This is a genomic window from Seonamhaeicola sp. S2-3, from assembly GCF_001971785.1.
In the GTDB taxonomy this organism is placed as follows: Bacteria; Bacteroidota; Bacteroidia; order Flavobacteriales; family Flavobacteriaceae; genus Seonamhaeicola.
The window spans coordinates 1,473,088-1,494,817 of sequence record NZ_CP019389.1; the positions used below are offsets into that span (position 1 = coordinate 1,473,088).

A 21,730-nucleotide genomic window follows, 5' to 3' on the forward strand; every position below is an offset into this window, starting at 1 on the left:
TAGCTTGTTATAAAATTTATTCATTGTTCTTATTTTTGTTTTTTTCAGCTTTTTTCATGGCTTCACCAATTTGATTACTAGCTGTAAAACTAGCCACCATATCATTAAGCATATTGCTTCCTGCTTGTGGCGCATTTGGCAATAGTATTAAATTACTGTTGGTTTCTTCGCCTAAAGATTGTAGGGTGTCATAATGTTGTGTAACAACAATTAATGCTGAAGCTTCCTGACTATTAATACCAACTCTGTTTAGCACTTCTACAGATTCTTCTAAACCACGTGCAATTTCTCGTCTTTGGTCTGCAATACCTTGCCCTTGTAAACGTTTACTTTCTGCTTCGGCTTTTGCTTTTTCAACAATTAAAATACGTTGTGCGTCACCTTCAAATTGGGCTGCAATTTTTTCGCGTTCAGAAGCATTAATTCTATTCATTGCTTCTTTTACTTGTGCATCTGGATCTATATCTGTTACAAGAGTCTTTATAATATCATAACCGTAGTCTAACATAGCGTCATTTAATTCTGCTTTTACAGCAATAGCTATGTCGTCTTTTTTAACAAAAACGTCGTCTAATTTCATTTTTGGTACTTCGGCACGTACCACATCAAATACGTAAGATGTTATTTGATCATGCGGATAATCTAATTTATAAAATGCATCATATACTTTTTCTCTAATAACCTTGTATTGTACAGATACTTTTAATCTTACAAAAACATCATCTAGTGTTTTTGTTTCTATAATAACATCTAATTGTTGAATTTTTAAGCTTAGTTTACCAGCTATTCTATCTACTAAAGGAATTTTTAATTGAAGCCCAGAATGACGAATGCTCTGGAAACGACCAAAACGTTCAATAATAGCTGCGGTTTGCTGTTTTACAATAAAGAATGAGGATATTAATACAATTAATCCGAAGATAATAATAGGAATTAAAAAGAAGTTCATAGTATATATAATATTTAGTTAAAATAATGAGTTACTAATTTAAGTTATATTTACGCCTTAACCCAATAACGGTATGAAAAAATTACAACTTACACTATTAGTAGTATTCTTACTCACTTTTGTTACAAATAGTTTAGCACAACATGGAAATTATCGTATTTCTAATGGTATTTCGGTTTCAGGCGGCATTAGTTTTTTAGATATTGCTACAGATAATTTTATTACAGATAAAGGAAGAGGATTTGCTGGTGGGTTTTTAGCAACAGTAGATATACCTCATAGGTGGTACAATGTTAGTTTTGGTATGCAACTATCAGAAAGTGCCATTGGTATTTCTGCTAGACCAACTATGTTGAGTGCGAGTAATTCAAATGATTTTATAGATTATAAATTATTTATGGCACAAGTTGCTTTAATAATGAATATTAAGGTAATTGAAAACCATTTTACTATAGATGTTGGTCCTATGCTACAATATAACAGTAAGCTAGAGTTAAAAGATGATTCTTATGAAAATTACTATATAAACAACTATTCTAACTTATTAGCAACAGAGATAACTAATGTGTCTCCATTTAACATAAACGGAACTGTAGGGGCTTCTTTAGGTATTAAAAACGTTAAAGTGAAAGCACAATATATTTATGGTTTTACAAACATCTTTAATAAGTTAGAAAACCAAGATTTAGATACTACGGGTGGTAATGATAGGTTTAAAGGAAATATGAACATGTTAGTTTTGGGAGCTACTTTTTCTTTTTAAGAAAGCTTTTAAATTTTTCATAATAAGTCGATTTTGTGTCAACTTATTTCAGGACGGGACATTTTTAAAAGAAAAGCCTCAATTTTAAATCGAGGCTTTTTTGTTTCTATTAAATGGTTTCAATGAGATTTTCAATGCGTTTTATGGTTTCAATTTTACCTATCATAAACATAATATCAAAAACATCGGGACCTTGTAAGGCTCCTACTAAGGCTAAACGTAAAGGCATCATGACCTTGCCAAAACCAATTTCGTTTTTAGTTATCCAACCTTTAATTTCCTTTTGAAGCGTTTCAGTGGTAAAATCATCAATGTTACTAATAATATCTTTTATAGTATTTAAAATATCTTTTGTACCTTCTTTAAGTGCTTTTTTAGAAGCTTTTTCATCATAATTTTTGGGTGCATTAAAAAAGTAAAAACTTAAATCCCAAAGATCTGATAAAAAAGTAGCACGTTCTTTAATCAAACCAACCACCAACTCTATGTAATTAACATCTATATCACTTAATTGAGCGTATTGTTCTTTAAATGCTTCTGCTAAATCATTATTAGATTGTTCTTGCATATAATGGTGATTAAACCATTTTATTTTATCAGGATCAAATCTTGCTCCAGCTTTGTTGACCTTTGTTAAATTGAACGCTTCAACAAGTTCTTGTAAATTAAAAATTTCTTGTTCTGTACCAGGATTCCAACCTAAAAAGGCTAAAAAGTTCACCACAGATTCTGGAAAATATCCGTCTTCTTTATAACCTCTAGAAATTTCATGAGATTTTGGGTCTTCCCATTGAAGTGGAAATACCGGAAAACCTAATTTATCACCATCGCGTTTGCTTAATTTACCTTTACCAGTTGGTTTTAAAATTAAGGGTAAATGTGCAAATTCTGGAGCTTCCCAACCTAAAGCTTTGTATAACTGATAATGTAATGCTAATGAGGGTAACCATTCTTCACCTCTAATAACATGTGTAATTTCCATTAAATGATCATCAACAATATTGGCAAGGTGATAGGTGGGCATACCATCGCTTTTAAACAATATTTTATCATCTAAAATGTTAGTATCAATTTTTATATCACCACGAATAATATCTTTTAAATGCAGGGTTTCATCTTGTGGAGTTTTAAACCTAATAACATAATCTTCACCAGCATTTAATTTTGCTTTAACTTCTTCTGCACTTAAAGCTAAAGAGTTACTTAGTTTTTCTCTGTTATGCCAATTGTATATAAAGGTTTTTCCTTTGGCTTCATGGTCTTTTCTATGAAAATCTAAATCTTCTGCTGTATCAAAAGCGTAATAAGCATTACCACTTTCAATAAGTTGTTCTGCATATTGTTTGTAAAGGTGTTTGCGTTCACTTTGTCTGTAAGGACCAAATTTTTCGTTTTTTCCTGGGCCTTCATCAAACGGAATTCCACACCAATTTAAGGCATCAATTATATACTTTTCTGCGCCTTCAACATAACGGTTTTGGTCGGTATCTTCAATTCGTAAAACAAAATCGCCACCATGTTTTTTAGCAAATAAATAGTTAAATAATGCAGTACGAACACCACCTATATGTAAAGGTCCTGTAGGGCTTGGTGCAAAGCGCACACGAACGTTTTTAGTCATCTTTGTTAAATTTGTGTGCAAAGATACAATTAACACATTATTATAAAGGGTGTACTAAATAAAATTGTAGTTTAGTATTATGCAAAATTTTGAAGTTATAAAAACCAAGCTAGAAGCTTTTATTAAGCGCTATTATACTAATGAGTTGCTTAAAGGCATTATTTTGTTTTTTGCTATTGGCTTGTTGTATTTTTTATTTACACTCTTTATTGAGCACGCATTATGGTTAGGTGTTGTAGCACGTACAGTTTTATTTTGGTTGTTTGTTGTTGTAGAATTAGCTCTTTTAATAAAATTTATTGTGTTGCCTATTGCTAAACTTTTAAAATTAAAAGAAGGCATTAATTATTATGAAGCTTCTAAAATTATTGGTGGGCATTTTCCTGAGGTTAATGATAAATTGCTTAATGTACTTCAATTGAATGAAAGCAAAGAACAATCTGAATTGTTGTTGGCAAGTATTGAACAAAAGTCTGTTGAACTCAAACCCATTCCGTTTAAACTAGCTATAAATTTTAAACAAAACTTAAAATATTTAAAGTATGCTGCTATTCCTATTTTAATTATTTTAATTACTTTTTTAACTGATAATTTAAATTGGTTCACTAATAGTTATAAAAGAGTAGTGCATTATAAAACTGCTTATGAACCACCAGCACCTTTTCAGTTTTTTGTTATTAATGATTCTTTACAAACTATAGAGAATAAGAACTTCACGCTTTTTGTAAAAACTTTAGGTGAAGTTATGCCAGAGAATGTTCAAATAGCATATAATGATGAAACTTATTTTTTACACGAAACAGGAGTAGGAACGTTTGAATATACTTTCACCAAACCCAAAACATCAATAGATTTTAAGTTAAAAGCAAATAACGTTACTTCTAAACCTTATAAACTTAATATTGTTGAAGCGCCTTCTTTGTTAAGTTTTGAAATGATTTTAGATTATCCAAACTATACAAAAAAGAAAGATGCAGTTTTAAAAAGTACAGGAAATGCCATTGTGCCAGAAGGAACTAAGGTTTCATGGCAATTACACACTAAATCTACCGATTATGTAAACTTATATTCTGAAGATACATTAAGGTTCACTAATGAAGATAAAAATGTTTTTAAAGCTTCTAAGCGCGTTTTAAAGCATTTTAACTACAGTATTAGCACAAGCAATAAAAACTTGCTAGATTATGAGAATTTAGCCTTTAAAATTGATGTAGTTAAAGATCAATACCCAGAGTTAAATATTAAAATGAAGGTTGATAGTTTAGATCAACAATCACTTTATTTCTTCGGACAAGCTAATGATGATTATGGGTTTACCAAACTACAGCTTGTTTATTATCCTACTAATAATGAAAATGATAAACGTTTTGAAAATATACCAATTAAAAATTCTAGCATTATAGAATTTATTAGTGCATTTCCTAATAATTTAGAAATTCCAGAAGGTATTCCTTATAGCTTGTATTTCCAAGTGTTTGATAATGACGTAGTTAACAGGTTTAAAAGTGTTAAAAGTAATACTTATACTTACAGAAAACGCACTAAAGACGAAGAAGTTAATAGGCAATTAAATGAACAAAATAAATCTATAAAAGATTTAAACAAATCACTTAAAAAATTTGAAGAACAAGACAAAGTTTTAAAAGAACTTTCAAAAGCACAAAAGGAAAAATCTAATTTAAACTTTAATGAAAAAAAGAAGTTAGAATCATTTTTAAAAAGGCAACAACAGCAAGATGAAATGATGAAAAACTTTAATAAGAAGTTTAAAGATAATCTTGAAAAATTTCAAAATGAAAACGCAGAAAAAGATTCGTTTAAAGAAGATTTAGAAAAGCGTTTAAAAGATAATGAAGAACAATTAAAGAAAGACGAAAAATTAGTTGAAGAATTAAAAAAACTTCAAGACAAAATAAGTAACGAAGAACTAGTAAAAAAACTAGATGAACTTGCAAAACAAAACAAAAACAAAAAACGCAGTTTAGAGCAATTAATTGAACTAACTAAACGATTTTATGTTGAAAAAAAGCTAGAAAAATTAACTGACGATTTACAAAATTTAGCCAAAAAACAAGAAAAGCTATCTAATGAAGATGAAAACAATTCATTAGAAAATCAAGAAAAGCTTAATAAAGAATTTGAAGACATTACTAAATCTTTAGATGAATTAAAAAAAGACAGTAAAGAGTTAAAAAAGCCAATTGATATACCACAAGATAAGTTAACTGCAAACGAAATTAAAAAAGAACAAGAAAAGGCTTCAGAAGAATTGCAAAAAAACGAAAATAATAATCCAAATGAATCTGAAGAACAACCTTTAAATGATAAAAACTTAAATAAAAAAAACGCAAAAAAAAGCCAAAAGAATGCCGCAAAAAAAATGCAACAAATGGCAATAAGTATGCAAGGAGCAATGAAAGCTTCTGGTAGAGAACAGATGCAAGAAGATATGGAAATGCTTAGACAGATTCTTGATAATTTGGTTTTGTTTTCTTTTAATCAAGAAGCACTAATGGATGGTTTTAAAACCATTACTACTAACAGTAATAAGTATGCATCTTTTCTTAGAAAGCAACATACTTTAAGAGAACATTTTGAACATGTAGATGATAGTTTATTTGCATTGTCTTTGCGTCAACCAAAACTTTCAGAAACCGTTAATAAAGAAATCTCAGAAGTTTATTTTAATATTGATAAAGCAATTAATTTATTAGCCGAAAATCAAATCTATCAAGGTGTATCTAATCAGCAATTTGCTATTACCGCTGCTAATAATTTAGCAGACTTTCTAAGTAACATTTTAGATAATATGCAAGAAAGTTTAAGTATGTCTAGTGGTAAAGGAAATGGAAAAGATGATATGCAATTACCAGACATTATAATGAGTCAAGAAGAGCTTAATAAAATGATGGGTGAAGGACTCAAAAAATCTCAACAAGAACAAAAAGGTAAAGATGGTAAGGAAGGAAAAGAAGGAGAGAATAAAGGCAAAGAAAATTCTAAAGAGGGTAGTCAATCTAATGGAGAAGGAGAAGGCGATAATGATGAACTAAACGGTTTATTATTTCAAATTTATCAGCAACAACAAGAACTTAAAAATGCCTTAAAAGAAAAACTTGCAAAGGAAGGTTTAGGCTCTAAAGGAAACAATTTGGTTAGGCAAATGGAGAACATAGAATTGGAGTTATTAAACAAAGGATTTACTAATCAAACACTTCAAAAAATGATGCAGTTAAAGCATCAATTATTAAAATTTGAAAATGCTACTTTTCAGCAAGGAGAAGATGATAAAAGAGAATCTGAAACAAATAAAAAGTCATTCAATAATAATTCTATTAACCAAATACCAACTGCAAAACAATACTTTAATACTATAGAGATTTTAGATAAACAAGCCTTACCTTTGCAACAAATTTATAGAAAAAAGGTACAAGAATATTTTAATACAACAGATGATTAATTTTAATTACGAAACCGAATTTACATTAGATAATGAAGCACAAATTTCTAAATGGGTTCAAGAGGCTATTACCTCTGAAGGTTTCAAATTAGATGAAATTAATTATGTGTTTTGTGATGATGATTATCTTCATAAACTTAATGTTGAATTCTTAAATCACGATACTTTAACTGATATTATTAGTTTCGATTATACTATCGGAAAAATTATACAGGGCGATATTTTTATATCAATAGAACGGGTAGCAGACAATGCAAAAGAATTTAACACAGCGTTTTCTGATGAGTTAAACCGTGTCATTATTCATGGTGTGCTACACTACTGTGGCTATAAAGATAAAACCGATGAAGAAGCTCAAGTTATGAGAGACAAAGAAAATCACTACCTAAGTCAACTCTTATAAATTCAAATGTTCAGTGTATATTTGCAAACTTAAATCACTATTGTTCCACGTGGAACATGTAAATTTATCATGTTATGTTTAATGAAGTTTATGATGTAATAGTTGTTGGTGCTGGTCATGCTGGTAGTGAGGCTGCCGCTGCTGCTGCCAACATGGGAAGTAAAACATTGTTGATAACAATGAATTTACAAAACATAGCTCAAATGTCTTGCAATCCTGCTATGGGAGGAATTGCAAAAGGACAAATTGTTAGAGAGATTGATGCGCTTGGTGGTTACAGTGGTATTGTTTCTGACACTTCTGCTATTCAATTTAAAATGCTAAATAAGTCTAAAGGACCTGCTATGTGGAGTCCAAGAGTGCAGAGTGATAGAATGCGATTTTCTGAAGATTGGAGATTGCTTTTAGAGAAAACTCCAAACCTTGATTTTTATCAAGAAATGGTTTCTGGTTTATTAATTAAAGGAGATCGTGTTGTAGGCGTAAAAACATCATTAGGTGTAGAGATTAAATCTAAGTCTGTTGTACTAACTAATGGTACTTTTTTAAATGGCTTAATTCATATAGGTGATAAAAATTTTGGTGGAGGTAGGGCAGGAGAAAAAGCTGCAACTGGAATAACAGAACAGCTTGTTGATTTAGGTTTTGATTCTGGTAGAATGAAAACAGGGACACCGCCAAGAGTTGACGGTAGAAGTTTAGATTTTTCTAAAATGGTAGAGCAACCAGGTGATGACAATCCCGAAAAATTCTCTTATTTAGATATTACAAAACCTTTATCTAAACAACGCTCTTGTCATATGTCTTATACAAGTCCTTTGGTGCATGATTTGCTTAGAGAAGGATTTGATAGGTCGCCTATGTTTAACGGTAGAATTAAAAGTTTAGGTCCTAGATATTGTCCGTCAATTGAAGATAAGATAAATCGATTTGCAGATAAAGATCGTCATCAATTATTTGTAGAACCAGAAGGGTGGCATACTGTAGAATATTATATTAATGGTTTTTCAACTTCGCTACCAGAAGATGTTCAGTTTAGAGCATTACGTTCAGTTGAAGGTTTTGAAAATGTAAAGTTCTTTAGACCAGGTTATGCTATAGAGTATGATTATTTTCCACCTACTCAATTAAAGCATACGTTAGAAACTAAGTTGGTAAGTGGCTTGTATTTTGCAGGTCAAATTAACGGTACAACGGGATATGAAGAAGCGGCTTCGCAAGGTTTAATGGCAGGAATAAATGCCAGTTTAAAAGTGCAGGAAAGAGATGCTTTTACATTAAAAAGAGATGAGGCTTATATAGGTGTTTTAATAGATGATTTAATTACTAAAGGCACAGAAGAGCCTTATAGAATGTTTACATCTAGAGCAGAATATAGAACGTTGTTGCGTCAAGATAATGCAGATTTAAGATTAACACCAAAAGGTTTTGAGTTAGGTTTGGCTTCAGAAAAGCGTTTAAAACGTATGGAAGAAAAACATGAATCTGCTAAACAATTTGTGTCTTTTTTTGAAACAACAAGTGTAAAACCAGAGGAGATAAATCCTATTTTAGAAAGCAAAAATTCATCGCCAGTTAAACAATCTGGTAAGCTCTTTAAAATATTTGCTAGACCTAATATTGAAATGAAAGATATTAGAAAAGTTAAAAGTGTTGAAGAGTATATTTCTAAAAATAATTTAGATGCTGAAGTGATAGAGCAGGCAGAAATTCAGGTTAAATATGCTGGTTATATTGCTAAAGAAAAAAATAATGCCGATAAATTGAGTAGGTTAGAATATGTAAAAATTCCACCAAATTTTGATTATTCTAAAATTAAATCCATGAGTTTTGAAGCTCGTGAAAAGCTTAAAAAAATACAACCAACAACGGTATCTCAAGCATCAAGAATTAGCGGAGTATCACCTAATGATATTTCTGTTTTATTGGTTTATATGGGTAGATAATTTTTTATGTTCCACGTGGAACACGTTAGTTTAATTTTTCTTTTAGGTGTAAAATATAGATAGGATTTGTTTTAAATGGATAAAAATAAAATACATTTAGTTGTAAAAGATTATTCGGTTTCTGGAGAAAATTTTGAATTAATCCAGAATAAAGAATTTGGTTTTTTAGAAACCCATCCGCAACCTACTATAGAAAAATTACCAGAGTATTATAAAAGTGAAGATTATATTTCACACACAGATTCTAAACGAAATTTATTTGAAAAAATTTATCATTTGGTTAGAAGAATAGCTTTAAATAAAAAGTTAAAGCTGATTAATTCTTTTAAAACTGAAAATAAAAGCCTTTTAGATTTTGGATGTGGTACAGGCGATTTTTTACAAACCGCTCAAAAAAATAGTTGGCTGGTTACTGGAATTGAACCAAATGAAGATGCTCGAAACATAGCAAACAAAAAAACAAATAATTCGGTTTTTAATAGCGAAGCCTTTTTTAAACTTAAAGAAAACACTTTTGATGTTATAACACTTTGGCATGTTTTAGAACACTTACCAAATTTAGAAGAGCATGTAAATATTTTAAAAAAACTATTAAAACCAAATGGCGTTTTAATAATTGCGGTTCCAAATTATAAAAGTTATGATGCGCAATTTTATAAACAATTTTGGGCAGCTTTTGATGTACCTAGACATCTTTGGCATTTTAATAAAACTTCAATCTTTAAATTATTTTCAAAAGTATCAATGAAAGTTATTAAAACGAAACCTATGTGGTTTGATGCGTTTTATGTATGCTTACTTTCAGAAAAATATAAAACAGGTAAAATGAATTTTATTAAAGCCTTTTTTAATGGTTTTATTTCAAATTTAAAATCGTTGAGCTCAAAAGAGGCTTCTTCTTTAATTTATATCATAAAAAACACATAATATTTATTTAAACGAGTTTTTACGCTGTTTTAAACCTTGATTCAAGGGTTTGGGTTGCTTTTTTTTAAAAATGCCTTAAAACGCTTTATTTAAGGTTGTTTTTAATAAGTATTTCTAATTTTAAAATTTATTTATGATAAGAAATATTTATGCAGTTAATTCTGAGTAAAATTCAGTATTATAATCTATTTTCTTTATTACATTTGTCCGACTTAAAAAATATAAAGAATGAAAAATTTAATTTATCTTCTACTTGTAGTTTTGGTATTCACGTCATGCCAACAACAAAAAATTGGTTATGTAAATAACGGAACACTACTAAAAGATTATCAAGAAGCTAAAGATTTAGAAACAGAGTTTCAAGGAAAAGAAGAAGCTTTTAAAAAGAAAGCCGATAGTATTGGTCAAGCATTTCAATTAGAAGTTCAAGAAACCCAACTTAAAGCTCAAAAATCTTCTCAAAAAAAGGCTCAGGAGTTAATGGGCGGTTTACAACAAAAACAACAATTGCTACAACAACAAATGCAATTTGAGCAACAACAACTAGCACAATCAGCACAAGCCGAAAGTGATTCTTTAGTTCTTAAAATTAAAGATTTTATTAAAGATTATGCTAAAAAGAATCAATACACATTCATATTGGGCACTAGTGATGGTGCTTCATCTGTTATTTATGGAAAAGAAGGAACCGATTTAACAGAAACTATTCTAGAAGCATTAAATGCCGAATATAAAAAGGAGTAATATCTTTTTTAAACAAAAACTTTAAAGCAGCTCATTAATTGATTTTAATGGGCTGTTTTTTTTTAATTAGATTTTTTATGAAGTAATCTAGTTAATTTAATAGATAAATCTGTGAGGATAATTTTAGAGTTTCCGTTGCGTTCAATGTGATAAATGGCATCTTGCAGCTCTTCACTAATCTCTAAAATATTATTACCATGAACAAAAGGAGCAAATTTTTCTAACTTAAATTTTTCAACTTTTGGCTCTATATAAACTAAATCTGGAGCTTTGTAATTAAGTAATAATGCTTGACGGAAAAAATCTAAACAAAAGAGTAAAAACTGTTTTTGTGTTTCACGCCCTGTTTTAGCTATATTTTCACTCCAAGAAATTAAATCATGAATAGCAGCTTTATTACCTTTGGCTTTAAAAGCACTACGCACCCAAAAAATAAACCATTCTTCAAACTGTAAATCTTCAGAATCTTGATAAACTAAATCACAGGCTTTGTTGTAATTTCCGTTAGATTGACTTGCTATTTTGGTTGCAACAGTAGCGTCTAAATTGTAGTTTTTTATTAATCCTTGTTTTATAGCATCTTCAGCCAAAGGCGGAAAGTGTAATATTTGACACCTAGATTTTATGGTGTTAATTATTTGTTGTTCATCTTCGGCAATTAAAATAAAAATAGTTTTGTTAGGCGGTTCTTCAATGAGTTTTAATAGCTTATTGGCACAAGCAATATTCATCTTTTCTGCCATCCAAATAAGCATTACTTTATAGCCACCTTCGTAAGATTTAAGCGATAATGATTTAACAATTTCATGGGCTTCTTCTACACCTATTTGCCCCTGTTTGTTATCAACACCTAAAAGTTTGTACCAATCAAATAAATTTCCATACGGCTGATTTTCAAGTAGTTCTCTCCATTCTTCCAAATAAAAATTAGAAACTGGCTTGCTTTTAACCCTATTACTTGTTGTTACAGGAAAAGCAAAATGTAGGTCTGGGTGCGAGAAGTTTTTAAATTTCAGGTTACAAGCTTCGTTACCGTTATTATTTTCGCCATCAGAATTATTACACAGTATATATTGTGCATAAGCTATAGCCATTGGTAAAGTACCAGAGCCTTCTGGTCCAATAAACAATTGTGCATGCGGAATTCTACCGTTTTCGGCACTATGAGTAAGGTGTTTTTTTATATGTTCCTGTCCTAAAATTTCAGAGAATAGCATTGAACAAAAGTAAGTGAATTTTTTTATTTAAAAATCAACTCTAATTACTAGTAAAACAAGTTTTTTTAAAAATATTTTAGGCTTCAAACGTTTTCGTTAAAAAAGGCATTTTTTGGTGCTGTTTAATTAGTTACTTTTGTGTAATTAATAAGTTAAAACTATAAAAATGAAGACTCTAAACGATTTTAATTTCGAAAATAAAAAAGCCTTAATCCGTGTAGATTTTAATGTGCCTTTAAATGAAAAATTTGAAGTTACAGATGCTAACAGAATTATTTCTGCTAAACCAACTATTATTAAAATATTAGAAGAGGGTGGAAGCTGTATTTTAATGTCGCATTTAGGGCGTCCAAAAGGATTTCAAGATGAGTTTTCATTAAAACATATTGCTGCTAAAGTTGAAGATATTTTAGGAGTAGAAGTAAAATTTGTGCCAGATTGTATAGGCGCCGATGTTGAGGAAGCCGCAGCAAACTTAAAACCGGGTCAAATATTATTGTTAGAAAACCTACGTTTTTATAAAGAAGAAACGGCTGGAGATAAAGACTTTGCCGAAAAATTATCAAAACTAGGCGATATTTATGTAAATGACGCCTTTGGTACTGCACACAGGGCACATGCATCTACCACTATTGTTGCACAATTTTTTGCAGAAAATAAATGTTTCGGTAATTTATTAGCACAAGAAATAGAAAGCATTAAAAAAGTAATGGAAACTGGCGAGAAACCTGTTTTAGCTATTCTTGGCGGTGCTAAAGTATCTTCAAAAATAACCATTATTGAAAATATTTTAGATAAAGTAGATCACCTAATTATTGGTGGTGGTATGGCCTTTACCTTTGTAAAAGCGCAAGGCGGAAGCATTGGAAACTCTATTTGTGAAGATGACAAACAAGAGTTAGCTTTAGATATTTTAAAACAAGCTAAAGAAAAAAATGTTCAAGTACATATTCCTGTAGATACCGTAGCTGCCGATGCTTTTAGTAACGATGCCAACACACAAGTTGTAGATATTAATGCCATTCCAGACGGTTGGGAAGGTGTTGATGCAGGACCAAAATCTAGAGAGTTATTCCATAAAGTTGTAATGGAATCAAAAACCATTCTTTGGAACGGGCCTCTTGGTGTTTTTGAAATGGAAAGTTTTGCACAAGGTACTATTGAATTAGGAAATTCTATTGCTGAGGCTACTAAAAACGGCGCATTTTCACTTGTAGGAGGTGGAGATTCTGTTGCAGCAGTTAAGCAATTTGGTTTCCAAGATAAAGTAAGTTATGTAAGTACAGGTGGTGGTGCTATGTTAGAAAGCTTAGAAGGAAAAACACTTCCTGGAATTGCTGCCATATTAGATTAACATAATTATTTGGGCGTTACCCTGAAACCAGTTCAGGGTCGCGCTTTTCGCGTTACACGGTAACTTGCTGCAATCGCTAACGCAAATACCCGTAACGTTATAAAAGGGAAGAAAAATAAATAAAGTTTTTAAATCCCATTAAAAAATACGATTTTAGCCATATTGTCGTCCACTATTGAATAGATATTATGGCTTTTCGTTTTTTTATACTCATATTACTTTTAGGATCTTCGGTTTGCTATTCGCAATCACAAGAAGCAGTTACATCATCAAATAAACCAGTTATTGATACATTAATTAATAATGAAATTGGTAAAGAAAAATTAATTAATGAAACAACAAAGGATAGTACAGTTACAGATAGTACAGGTATTAAAAACTTAAAAGACAATGAATTAGCTTCTAAAATTGATAAAAAATGGCAAGAAGAATTATACAGCAATCACCTTTTTGATACCATATACAAAACAGTTACTGAGTTAGATTTTAAAGAAGTAGACTATCCAGAGTTACCTACAGATACACTAAAAGCAAGATTAGAAGCACTTAATGCTAAAACGCCGTTTAATGTAGAATACAATCCATCACTAGAAAGTGTTATAAAATATTATTTAAAACACAGAAGAAAACTGCTTCAAAAATTAATTACTCTTAGCGCTTTTTATTTCCCCATGTTTGAGCGCGAGTTAGATAACGCTAACATTCCTCTAGAAATAAAATATTTAGCCATTGTAGAGTCGGCATTAAAACCTAAAGCAAAATCAAGAGTAGGTGCAACAGGTTTATGGCAATTTATGTTTAGTACGGGTAAAATGTATGGGTTAGATGTAAGCAGTTATGTTGATGAGCGTAGTGATCCTATTAAATCTACACAGGCTGCAACCAAATATTTGGCAAAATTATATGAGATTTTTGGCGATTGGGATTTAGCTTTGGCAGCCTATAACTCTGGTCCGGGAAATGTTACAAAAGCCATTCGTAGATCTGGCGGTTATAAAAATTATTGGAATATTAGGCATAACTTACCACGCGAAACGGCAGGATATTTACCAGCATTTTTAGCAAACATGTATATTTTTGAATATGCAGAAGCGCATGGTTTTGTAAAAGCAAAACCCGAGTTTGCTTTGGCCGAAACAGATACGGTTTTGGTTAAAAGTATGATTACTTTAGATCAGGTTTCAGAAGTTACAGGTACTCCAATTGAGCAACTTCAATTTTTAAATCCATCTTACAAACTAGATATTATTCCGGTAATTAAGGGAGAAAATTATTATTTAAGATTACCAAGAAACGTAGTAGGCACCTTTGTAAACAATGAAGATAAAATTTATGCTTTTGCAAAAGAAGAGTTTGCTAAAAGAGAAAAGCCTTTACCGCAATTTTTTAACGCTACCGATAGAGTAAGGTATAAAGTACAATCGGGTGACTATTTAGGTAAAATAGCTAGACGTTATGGTGTTAGAGTAAGCCAAATAAAACGCTGGAACGGACTAAGAAGCAATAATTTACAGATAGGACAACGCTTAACTATTTACCCAAGAAAATCGTATACACCATCTGTAACATCGTCTTCAACTTCAAAAAAACCAACAGTTACAAAGCCTATTTCTGGTAACGTGGTTATATACACAGTTAAAAGTGGCGACTCATTATGGAGTATTTCTCAAAAATTTTCTGGAGTTTCTGTTCAAAATATTAAAGATTGGAACGGTATTAGTGGTAGTAAATTAAAACCAGGAATGAAACTTAAAATTTCCAAAGGATAATTTCTTAAATAATACAACAAACAGATGAAAAAAATTCTTCTACTAACCTTATTATTGGTGGTAATGTCTTGTAAAGACAAAAATAAAACCACTGAAGATTTCTTTTATGATTCAAGCGGAAACATTAACCATGTATCAGTAGTTATAGATAATGATTTGTGGAACGGGAGCGTTGGAGAATCTATTAGAAACCTACTAACCCAAACTATTTATGGGCTTCCGCAAGATGAACCTATGTTTACATTGAGTCAAATTCCAACTTCAGTCTTTACGGGTTTTGTTACCAGAAACAGAACCGTTTTAAAGGTTGAAATGAATAAAGCACCAGAAATAACTATTAAAGAAAATGTGTATGCCAAACCACAAAAAGTTATTGTGCTTTCAGGAAAAACAAAACAAGATATTATAGATTTAGTAACTGAAAATAGCGATAAAATAGTAGAAACCTTTAAAGCAATGGAAATTGCCGAAAGACAACGTCAAATAGCTAAATCACCTCATAAAATAACCCAAATAAAAGAAAAGTTAGGCTTAACCATTCAATTTCCTTCAATTTATGAAATTGCAAAAGAAACCGATAATTTCTTTTGGTTAAGAAAAGATATTACAACAGGTCATTCGCATTTAATGATTTATGAGCTACCATACAATGCCATAAAAAGAAATGACAGTACCGTAACACAAATAATTAAGATTAGAGACTCTATAGGGCAGGCATATTTTAAAGGGCGCTTAGATGGAACTGTTAAAGCAGATGGAACAACAATTAGTTCTTATATGGTTACCGAAGATGCTTACACACCATTTCATGGAGAAACCATTATTGATAATAAACCCGCTTTTGAAACCAAAGGCATTTGGGAATTAACTAACGATTTTATGGGAGGCCCTTTTATAAATTACACTATTGAAGATAAAGTAAACAAACGTTGGGTTGGTGTTGAAGGCTTTATATTTGCTCCTTCAGTAGAAAAACGTAATTATATGCTAGAACTAGAGGCTATTATTAAGTCTGTAAAAATTGAATAAATAATTTAGCAAGATATAAGCAATAAAAAAGGACAACATTATGTTGCCCTTTTTTTATAATTAGAATATGGTTATTCTTTTTTATCACTATCGGTACCTTCTTCTTTGCTAGCATCTTTAAATTCTTTGATACCGCTACCTAAACCTCTCATTAATTCTGGTATTTTTTTACCTCCAAATAATAACAGAACAACAACAACAATTAAGGCTATTTGCCAAGGTCCAAATGCTAATGGTAATATATATAAGCTCATAATAATTCGTTTAAAAAACAAAGTTAATAATTAAAGTTTAATAATAACGTTTTAAACATAACTTTAGCATTTACAAAAAAAGAGTCATTAATAAATTCTTTATTTTTGCTTTCCATGAAGAAAAAGCCTAAAAAAATAAAAAAGAAATTACTAGATAAGTATAGATTAGTAATACTTAACGAGCTTACTTTTGAAGAACGATTATCTTTCAAACTAACAAGGCTTAATGTTTTTGTTTTTGCATCTTTATCGGCTATTTTTTTAATAGCCATTACTTATATAATAATAGCCTTTACTCCGCTTAGAGAGTATATTCCAGGGTATTCTTCAACAGCATTAAAAAAGAAAGCCACAGAGCTTAGTTTTAAAACAGATTCATTGCAACAAGTTATAGCTATGAATGAGTTGTATTATGGTTCTATAAAAAAGGTATTAAAAGGAGATGTTAGTGCTGCTAACTTTAATAAAGATTCTATTATTGAAGCCGTAAAATTAGAAGCTAGTGAGGTAGATTTTAAACCTTCAGTAGAAGATTCTCTTTTAAGAGAAAAAGTTGATAAGGAAGACAAATATAATTTGTTTGAATCTGCTACAACAGCAACTAATTTTGTGTTATTTCCACCAGTTAATGGTACTATTAGCCAACATTATAACATAGAAGAAAAACATTATGCTGTAGATGTAGTTGTGCCTAAAAACACTCCTGTTAAAGCTACAGCCGATGGCATTGTAATTTTTTCTGAATGGACCGCCAACACAGGTTATGTAATTATTATAGAACATAGTTATGGGTTAATTTCAGTATATAAACACAATGCAGAACTTACAAAATCTCAGGGCGATTTGGTAAAAGCAGGCGAAGTTATTGCTACGGCAGGAAATACTGGAGAACTCTCAACAGGCCCGCATTTACATTTTGAACTCTGGAATGACGGTTATCCCATTAATCCAACAAATTTTATAGATTTTAAATAAATATTAAATGATATCATTAAAATCTGCTTTAGCCAAACCATTTGCAAAACGCGTTTATAAAAGCATTCAAAAGTGGGCTAATAACCCCGTAAAAACTCAAGAAAAAGTTTTTCAAGAGTTAATATCTACTGCAACTAAAACGCAGTTTGGTAAAGACCATGACTTTATTAGCATAAACTCGCATAAAGACTTTGTTAAGCGTGTTCCTGTGCGTGATTACGAAGCTCTTAAACCTTATGTAGAACAGGTTGTTGCTGGTAAAGAAGACATACTTTGGACAGGAAAACCCATTTATTTTGCTAAAACCTCAGGAACCACATCTGGTGCTAAATATATTCCCATTACAAAAGAAAGTATGCCAAGTCATATAAAGGCTGCCAGAAATGCTATTTTAATGTATATACATGAAACTGGAAACACAAAGTTTGTAAATGGTAAAATGATTTTTCTTCAAGGGAGCCCTATTTTAAAAGAACAAAACGGTATAAAATTAGGTAGGCTTTCTGGTATAGTAGCGCATTATGTACCCAAATATCTTCAGAAAAACAGATTGCCCTCTTGGGAGACTAATTGTATTGAAGACTGGGAAACCAAAGTAGATGCCATTGTTGAGGAAACACTTCCAGAAAATATGACTATCATATCTGGAATTCCATCATGGGTTCAAATGTATTTTGAAAAATTGCAACAAAAAACAGGGAAAAAAGTTGGAGACATTTTTAAAAACTTCAATCTTTTCATCTTTGGAGGCGTAAATTATGAACCCTACAGAGCTAAATTTGAAAGCTTAATAGGAAGAAAAGTTGATAGTATAGAATTATATCCAGCTAGCGAAGGTTTTTTTGCATTTCAAGATAAGCAAAACCAAAAAGGCATGTTGCTTCAATTAAATTCAGGTATTTTTTATGAATTTATAAAAGCCGATGAGTTTTTTAATGAAAACCCAAAACGTATTACCATAAAAGATGTAGAAGTTGGTGTAAATTATGTAATGATAATTTCTACAAATGCAGGTCTTTGGGCTTATAATATTGGTGATACGGTTCAGTTTACTTCAACAAAACCTTATAGAGTTATTGTTTCTGGTAGAATAAAACATTTTATTTCAGCTTTTGGAGAACACGTTATTGGTAAAGAGGTAGAACAAGCCATTCAAGAAGCTACTGCTAATACAGACATTAGCGTAACAGAATTTACAGTAGCTCCTCAAATTAATCCAAAAGAAGGATTACCATATCACGAATGGTTTATAGAATTTGAAAAACAACCAAAAGACCTTTCTGCTTTTGCAAAAAAAATAGATGAATCACTTCAAAAACAAAACACTTATTATTTTGATTTAATAGAAGGTAAAGTGCTTCAAACACTCAAAATTACCCCAGTTAAGAAAGACGGGTTTAAAAACTATATGAAATCTATTGGTAAATTGGGGGGCAAAACAAACTTCCTAGACTATCTAACGATAGAAAAATAGTTGAGGATTTTCCGCACACAAATTAAAGCAAATAGTATTATCTTTGGCAATAAAAAAATGCCAATGAGTAATAAGCACCATGAAAGAACAAGGGCTCAAGAAAGCTCTAATGCCATTGAAAGGATGTATATTACTATGCGTCATTTATTCATACGTGGCTTTTACAAACCTATGGGAGTTTCTGGTGAAATGTTACGTAATTCTCTACTATTTTTAAGACCAGAAATTTATGGCTCAATAGGCGATGAAAAAGCTGAGTTAGAAGGCTTATTATATGTTATAGATAGACTCCCCGAAGGAATAGAAGAGTGTATGTTCATCAACTTAACAAGTGATGAAGGCTATTCTAATTCGCATTTTAAAACAATTATTCCAGAAAAACGACGCAGAAATTGTTATAGAATAGATGATGAACAAATGAATATTGAGATTACCAGAGGGCGCTCTGAAATCTACGATATTTTAACACACCTTACCTTCCTTTTTGTAGAATCTCATAAAATAAGCAATAGAGTGCTTATTAACGAAGAAGGACTCACCACCAGAGATTGGATAAAACTAGAAAAAGCCGTTTTATCTAAAAAGAAACTTACCAATGAAGAGCGTGAGGTAGTCATTACACATACAGCAAACATTTTAGGAAGAACGTTTGATGAATTAAGAGAGGTTTACCATGAATTTGCTACACCAAAACAACCTGAAAGACTTTTACATATTGTTTATTGGTTAGGTAAATTAGCTATAGAAGAACAAATTAATAACAATAAAAGAACGGTAACCTTTAGCCCCGTTTTAAGAGAACGAATAGGGCATCACATCCACGGTGAAATTTGGGCAAACAATATAAAAGAAATTCTTTTTAAAAATAGTTTATTAGATAGACCCATTCATATTATTAGTGCTAACATGCACAGTGTTATGAATACTCTTTTTGCACCTTCGGCTCTAAAAGCAGTAACTTCAAAAAAAGATATTTTTAATGTTTATGAGGCGTTAAGTAATAATGAAAATCAAGAGTTACGCAACAAAGTAAACACAGAAGCGCTGCGTAAAGGCATGTTGTATATTAAAGATTCATCAGGAACTAACATTGATGTCCAAATTTTTGATACAAGTAAAATAGATGTGTCTAAATTAGATATTAAAGTAAATGAATCTATTTTAAAAGAAAACAAGCCTGTTATTTTGGTAATGGACTATGCATTTGGAGAGCAAGCTTATGAAACTATAGATGAGTTATTAAAACCATACAAACGAAACAAAAAGAACATCCACCTTAATGTAGAATCTATATCTATAATGGGTAAAGCCGGAATTTTAGAAGGAGGCAAAGGAGATATTATGATACCATCGGCTCATATTTTTGAAGGAACTGCTGATAACTATCCATTTGAAAACGAGTTAAAAAAGGAAGATTTGGTTGGAAATGGCGTTGATGTATATGAAGGTACAATGATAACTGTTTTAGGAACTTCGCTACAGAACAAAGACATTTTAAAATTTTTCCATAAATCAACATGGAAGGTTATAGGTTTAGAAATGGAAGGGGCGCATTATCAAAAAGCTATTCAGGCAGCTTCAAAAGTAAGAGGAAGTATATGCTCAAATGTAAAAGTAAGATACGCATATTATGCTAGTGATAACCCCCTAGAAACAGGAGCTACATTAGCTTCTGGTGGATTAGGAACCACAGGTGTAAAACCAACATATTTAATAACAAGAACAATTTTAAAACAGATATTAAACTAACTCAAATAATATAAAAAGAACATGAGTAAAGAAGCTCCACAACCACAACAATCTGAAGAAGTAGATTTAGGGCAGTTATTTAAGCTAATTGGGAATGCTTTTGATAGACTGTTTAAATTTATAGCTAGTATTTTTATTGGAATTTACAATGTTATAATAGCTTTGCTATCACATATTTACAGTCGTTTAATATGGTATGTTTCTGCTGTAGTTTTAGGTGTTATTGTTGGCGTTGTAATCGATTTAAACTCTAAAAAGTTATATGGAGCCAATATGTTTATTGAGACTAATTTTAAGTCTGCCCGTCAAGTATATGAAAATGTTAGGCAGTTTCATCAGTTGGCATATATTGATAAAGATTCTGTAGAACTTGCCAAGAAATTGAATATTCCGGTAAGTTTAGCCACAAGCTTAAAAGGTTTTTATATAGAACCAGATTTAGATGAAAATGACATAGCCGAAATGTATTCTAAGTTTTATACACGCTTAGATTCTCTTTCACAATCACAAATGACATATGACAGATATAGAGAATCATTAACGCCATATAATTTTAAAATTCATAAAATTGGTGTTGCTTCTACTGATAAACGAATTTATGAAAAGATTGAAGCAGGATTAACAAAGCAACTTTCTAACAATACGTATTTAAAAGAATTAAAGGAGGTTGGTATTGAAAATTTAAAAAGACAGGATGTAACGCTATCAAAGCAGATTAGTAAAACAGATTCTTTGGTTGATGAGTATTTAAAAATTAGAATAAATGAATCTAAAAAAGAACCTGTAGCAGGTTCTGGTACTAATTTATTTATGGGTAATACTGAAGGCACTAATTTAATTGTTGATGAATCAAAAATTCTTGAAAATAAATTGCGGTTGGAAGAACTTAGAAGAGATATTAATGAGGACTTGGTTGAGAAAAAAAATGTAGTTAATGTTATTTCTAGTTTTCCAAAAACAGGTTATGATATTTCAAAATGGACTGATAAAAAGAAATTTGTATTACCAATAGCCTTCTTTTCTATGACATTATTGTTTTTTGTTTTCCAAGGCTTAGGAAAATTCCTTAAAGATCAAAATAAAAATAATCAATAAA

The 21,730-nt window shown here is 30.7% G+C and carries 16 protein-coding genes and 1 pseudogene; 13 read left to right on the forward strand and 4 right to left on the reverse strand.

Translation table 11 applies throughout. The features are described from left to right. Positions 1 to 16: 16 nt before the first annotated feature. Complete coding sequence (locus BWZ22_RS06860) at positions 17 to 949, reverse strand: SPFH domain-containing protein (protein ID WP_076698886.1); 933 nt, start codon at positions 947 to 949, stop codon at positions 17 to 19. Between the two features lie 73 nt (positions 950 to 1,022). Between BWZ22_RS06860 and BWZ22_RS06865 the strand changes: the two genes are divergently transcribed. After that, positions 1,023 to 1,712 (forward strand): hypothetical protein, encoded by a 690-nt coding sequence (locus BWZ22_RS06865; protein WP_076698887.1) that lies wholly within the window; start codon positions 1,023 to 1,025, stop codon positions 1,710 to 1,712. Positions 1,713 to 1,821: 109 nt separating this feature from the next. Here BWZ22_RS06865 and gltX read toward each other — a convergent pair whose 3' ends face one another. Then, positions 1,822 to 3,333 (reverse strand): glutamate--tRNA ligase, encoded by a 1,512-nt coding sequence (gene gltX / locus BWZ22_RS06870; RefSeq protein ID WP_076698889.1) that lies wholly within the window; start codon positions 3,331 to 3,333, stop codon positions 1,822 to 1,824. A gap of 79 nt (positions 3,334 to 3,412) precedes the next feature. Between gltX and BWZ22_RS06875 the strand changes: the two genes are divergently transcribed. The 5 genes from BWZ22_RS06875 (at position 3,413) to BWZ22_RS06895 (ending at position 10,813) form a co-directional block, all read left to right on the forward strand. Next, positions 3,413 to 6,793 (forward strand): DUF4175 family protein, encoded by a 3,381-nt coding sequence (locus BWZ22_RS06875; protein ID WP_076698890.1) that lies wholly within the window; start codon positions 3,413 to 3,415, stop codon positions 6,791 to 6,793. After that, complete coding sequence (gene ybeY, locus BWZ22_RS06880) at positions 6,786 to 7,196, forward strand: rRNA maturation RNase YbeY (protein ID WP_076698892.1); 411 nt, start codon at positions 6,786 to 6,788, stop codon at positions 7,194 to 7,196. The genes BWZ22_RS06875 and ybeY overlap by 8 nt, the downstream gene beginning before the upstream one ends. Positions 7,197 to 7,270: 74 nt before the next feature. Continuing rightward, positions 7,271 to 9,142, forward strand: a complete 1,872-nt coding sequence (gene mnmG / locus BWZ22_RS06885; RefSeq protein WP_076698893.1) for a tRNA uridine-5-carboxymethylaminomethyl(34) synthesis enzyme MnmG — start codon at positions 7,271 to 7,273, stop codon at positions 9,140 to 9,142. Between the two features lie 75 nt (positions 9,143 to 9,217). Next, the gene (locus tag BWZ22_RS06890; RefSeq protein ID WP_076698895.1) at positions 9,218 to 10,069 is read left to right on the forward strand and encodes a class I SAM-dependent methyltransferase; all 852 of its coding nucleotides are present in this window, start codon (positions 9,218 to 9,220) and stop codon (positions 10,067 to 10,069) included. A gap of 228 nt (positions 10,070 to 10,297) precedes the next feature. Beyond that, on the forward strand, positions 10,298 to 10,813 hold the full coding sequence (locus BWZ22_RS06895; RefSeq protein ID WP_076698896.1) for an OmpH family outer membrane protein: 516 nt from the start codon (positions 10,298 to 10,300) through the stop codon (positions 10,811 to 10,813). A gap of 62 nt (positions 10,814 to 10,875) precedes the next feature. Here BWZ22_RS06895 and BWZ22_RS06900 read toward each other — a convergent pair whose 3' ends face one another. Further along, entirely contained in the window at positions 10,876 to 12,030 is a 1,155-nt protein-coding gene (locus tag BWZ22_RS06900) for a hypothetical protein (RefSeq protein WP_076698898.1), read from the reverse strand. A 166-nt stretch (positions 12,031 to 12,196) separates the two neighbouring features. Between BWZ22_RS06900 and pgk the strand changes: the two genes are divergently transcribed. The 3 genes from pgk (at position 12,197) to BWZ22_RS06915 (ending at position 16,182) form a co-directional block, all read left to right on the forward strand. Then, on the forward strand, positions 12,197 to 13,384 hold the full coding sequence (pgk, locus tag BWZ22_RS06905) for a phosphoglycerate kinase (protein WP_076698899.1): 1,188 nt from the start codon (positions 12,197 to 12,199) through the stop codon (positions 13,382 to 13,384). 188 nt (positions 13,385 to 13,572) lie between these two features. Beyond that, entirely contained in the window at positions 13,573 to 15,153 is a 1,581-nt protein-coding gene (locus BWZ22_RS06910; protein ID WP_076698901.1) for a LysM peptidoglycan-binding domain-containing protein, read from the forward strand. A 24-nt stretch (positions 15,154 to 15,177) separates the two neighbouring features. Then, positions 15,178 to 16,182: a DUF4837 family protein gene (locus BWZ22_RS06915; protein ID WP_076698902.1), complete on the forward strand. Its 1,005-nt coding sequence runs from the start codon at positions 15,178 to 15,180 to the stop codon at positions 16,180 to 16,182. Positions 16,183 to 16,253: 71 nt separating this feature from the next. Here BWZ22_RS06915 and BWZ22_RS06920 read toward each other — a convergent pair whose 3' ends face one another. Further along, positions 16,254 to 16,436, reverse strand: a complete 183-nt coding sequence (locus BWZ22_RS06920; RefSeq protein WP_076698904.1) for a twin-arginine translocase TatA/TatE family subunit — start codon at positions 16,434 to 16,436, stop codon at positions 16,254 to 16,256. Between the two features lie 105 nt (positions 16,437 to 16,541). On the opposite strand from BWZ22_RS06920, the gene BWZ22_RS06925 reads away from it, so the two are divergent. From BWZ22_RS06925 to BWZ22_RS06940, 4 genes and pseudogenes are all read left to right on the forward strand, one after another. Then, complete coding sequence (locus tag BWZ22_RS06925; RefSeq protein WP_157607923.1) at positions 16,542 to 17,411, forward strand: M23 family metallopeptidase; 870 nt, start codon at positions 16,542 to 16,544, stop codon at positions 17,409 to 17,411. Between the two features lie 7 nt (positions 17,412 to 17,418). Then, positions 17,419 to 18,911, forward strand: a pseudogene (locus BWZ22_RS06930) (GH3 auxin-responsive promoter family protein). 37 nt (positions 18,912 to 18,948) lie between these two features. Then, entirely contained in the window at positions 18,949 to 20,634 is a 1,686-nt protein-coding gene (locus BWZ22_RS06935) for a hypothetical protein (RefSeq protein ID WP_076702348.1), read from the forward strand. A gap of 21 nt (positions 20,635 to 20,655) precedes the next feature. Further along, positions 20,656 to 21,729, forward strand: coding sequence for a hypothetical protein (locus BWZ22_RS06940; protein ID WP_076698907.1), 1,074 nt, complete (start codon positions 20,656 to 20,658; stop codon positions 21,727 to 21,729). The last annotated feature ends 1 nt before the right edge of the window (position 21,730 follow it).

Coding starts and splice junctions, on each gene's coding strand:
- BWZ22_RS06860 (WP_076698886.1), bottom strand. CDS start 949: ATGAACTTCTTTTTAATTCCTATTATTATCTTCGGATTAATTGTATTA.
- BWZ22_RS06865 (WP_076698887.1), top strand. CDS start 1,023: ATGAAAAAATTACAACTTACACTATTAGTAGTATTCTTACTCACTTTT.
- gltX (WP_076698889.1), bottom strand. CDS start 3,333: ATGACTAAAAACGTTCGTGTGCGCTTTGCACCAAGCCCTACAGGACCT.
- BWZ22_RS06875 (WP_076698890.1), top strand. CDS start 3,413: ATGCAAAATTTTGAAGTTATAAAAACCAAGCTAGAAGCTTTTATTAAG.
- ybeY (WP_076698892.1), top strand. CDS start 6,786: ATGATTAATTTTAATTACGAAACCGAATTTACATTAGATAATGAAGCA.
- mnmG (WP_076698893.1), top strand. CDS start 7,271: ATGTTTAATGAAGTTTATGATGTAATAGTTGTTGGTGCTGGTCATGCT.
- BWZ22_RS06890 (WP_076698895.1), top strand. CDS start 9,218: ATGGATAAAAATAAAATACATTTAGTTGTAAAAGATTATTCGGTTTCT.
- BWZ22_RS06895 (WP_076698896.1), top strand. CDS start 10,298: ATGAAAAATTTAATTTATCTTCTACTTGTAGTTTTGGTATTCACGTCA.
- BWZ22_RS06900 (WP_076698898.1), bottom strand. CDS start 12,030: ATGCTATTCTCTGAAATTTTAGGACAGGAACATATAAAAAAACACCTT.
- pgk (WP_076698899.1), top strand. CDS start 12,197: ATGAAGACTCTAAACGATTTTAATTTCGAAAATAAAAAAGCCTTAATC.
- BWZ22_RS06910 (WP_076698901.1), top strand. CDS start 13,573: ATGGCTTTTCGTTTTTTTATACTCATATTACTTTTAGGATCTTCGGTT.
- BWZ22_RS06915 (WP_076698902.1), top strand. CDS start 15,178: ATGAAAAAAATTCTTCTACTAACCTTATTATTGGTGGTAATGTCTTGT.
- BWZ22_RS06920 (WP_076698904.1), bottom strand. CDS start 16,436: ATGAGCTTATATATATTACCATTAGCATTTGGACCTTGGCAAATAGCC.
- BWZ22_RS06935 (WP_076702348.1), top strand. CDS start 18,949: ATGAGTAATAAGCACCATGAAAGAACAAGGGCTCAAGAAAGCTCTAAT.
- BWZ22_RS06940 (WP_076698907.1), top strand. CDS start 20,656: ATGAGTAAAGAAGCTCCACAACCACAACAATCTGAAGAAGTAGATTTA.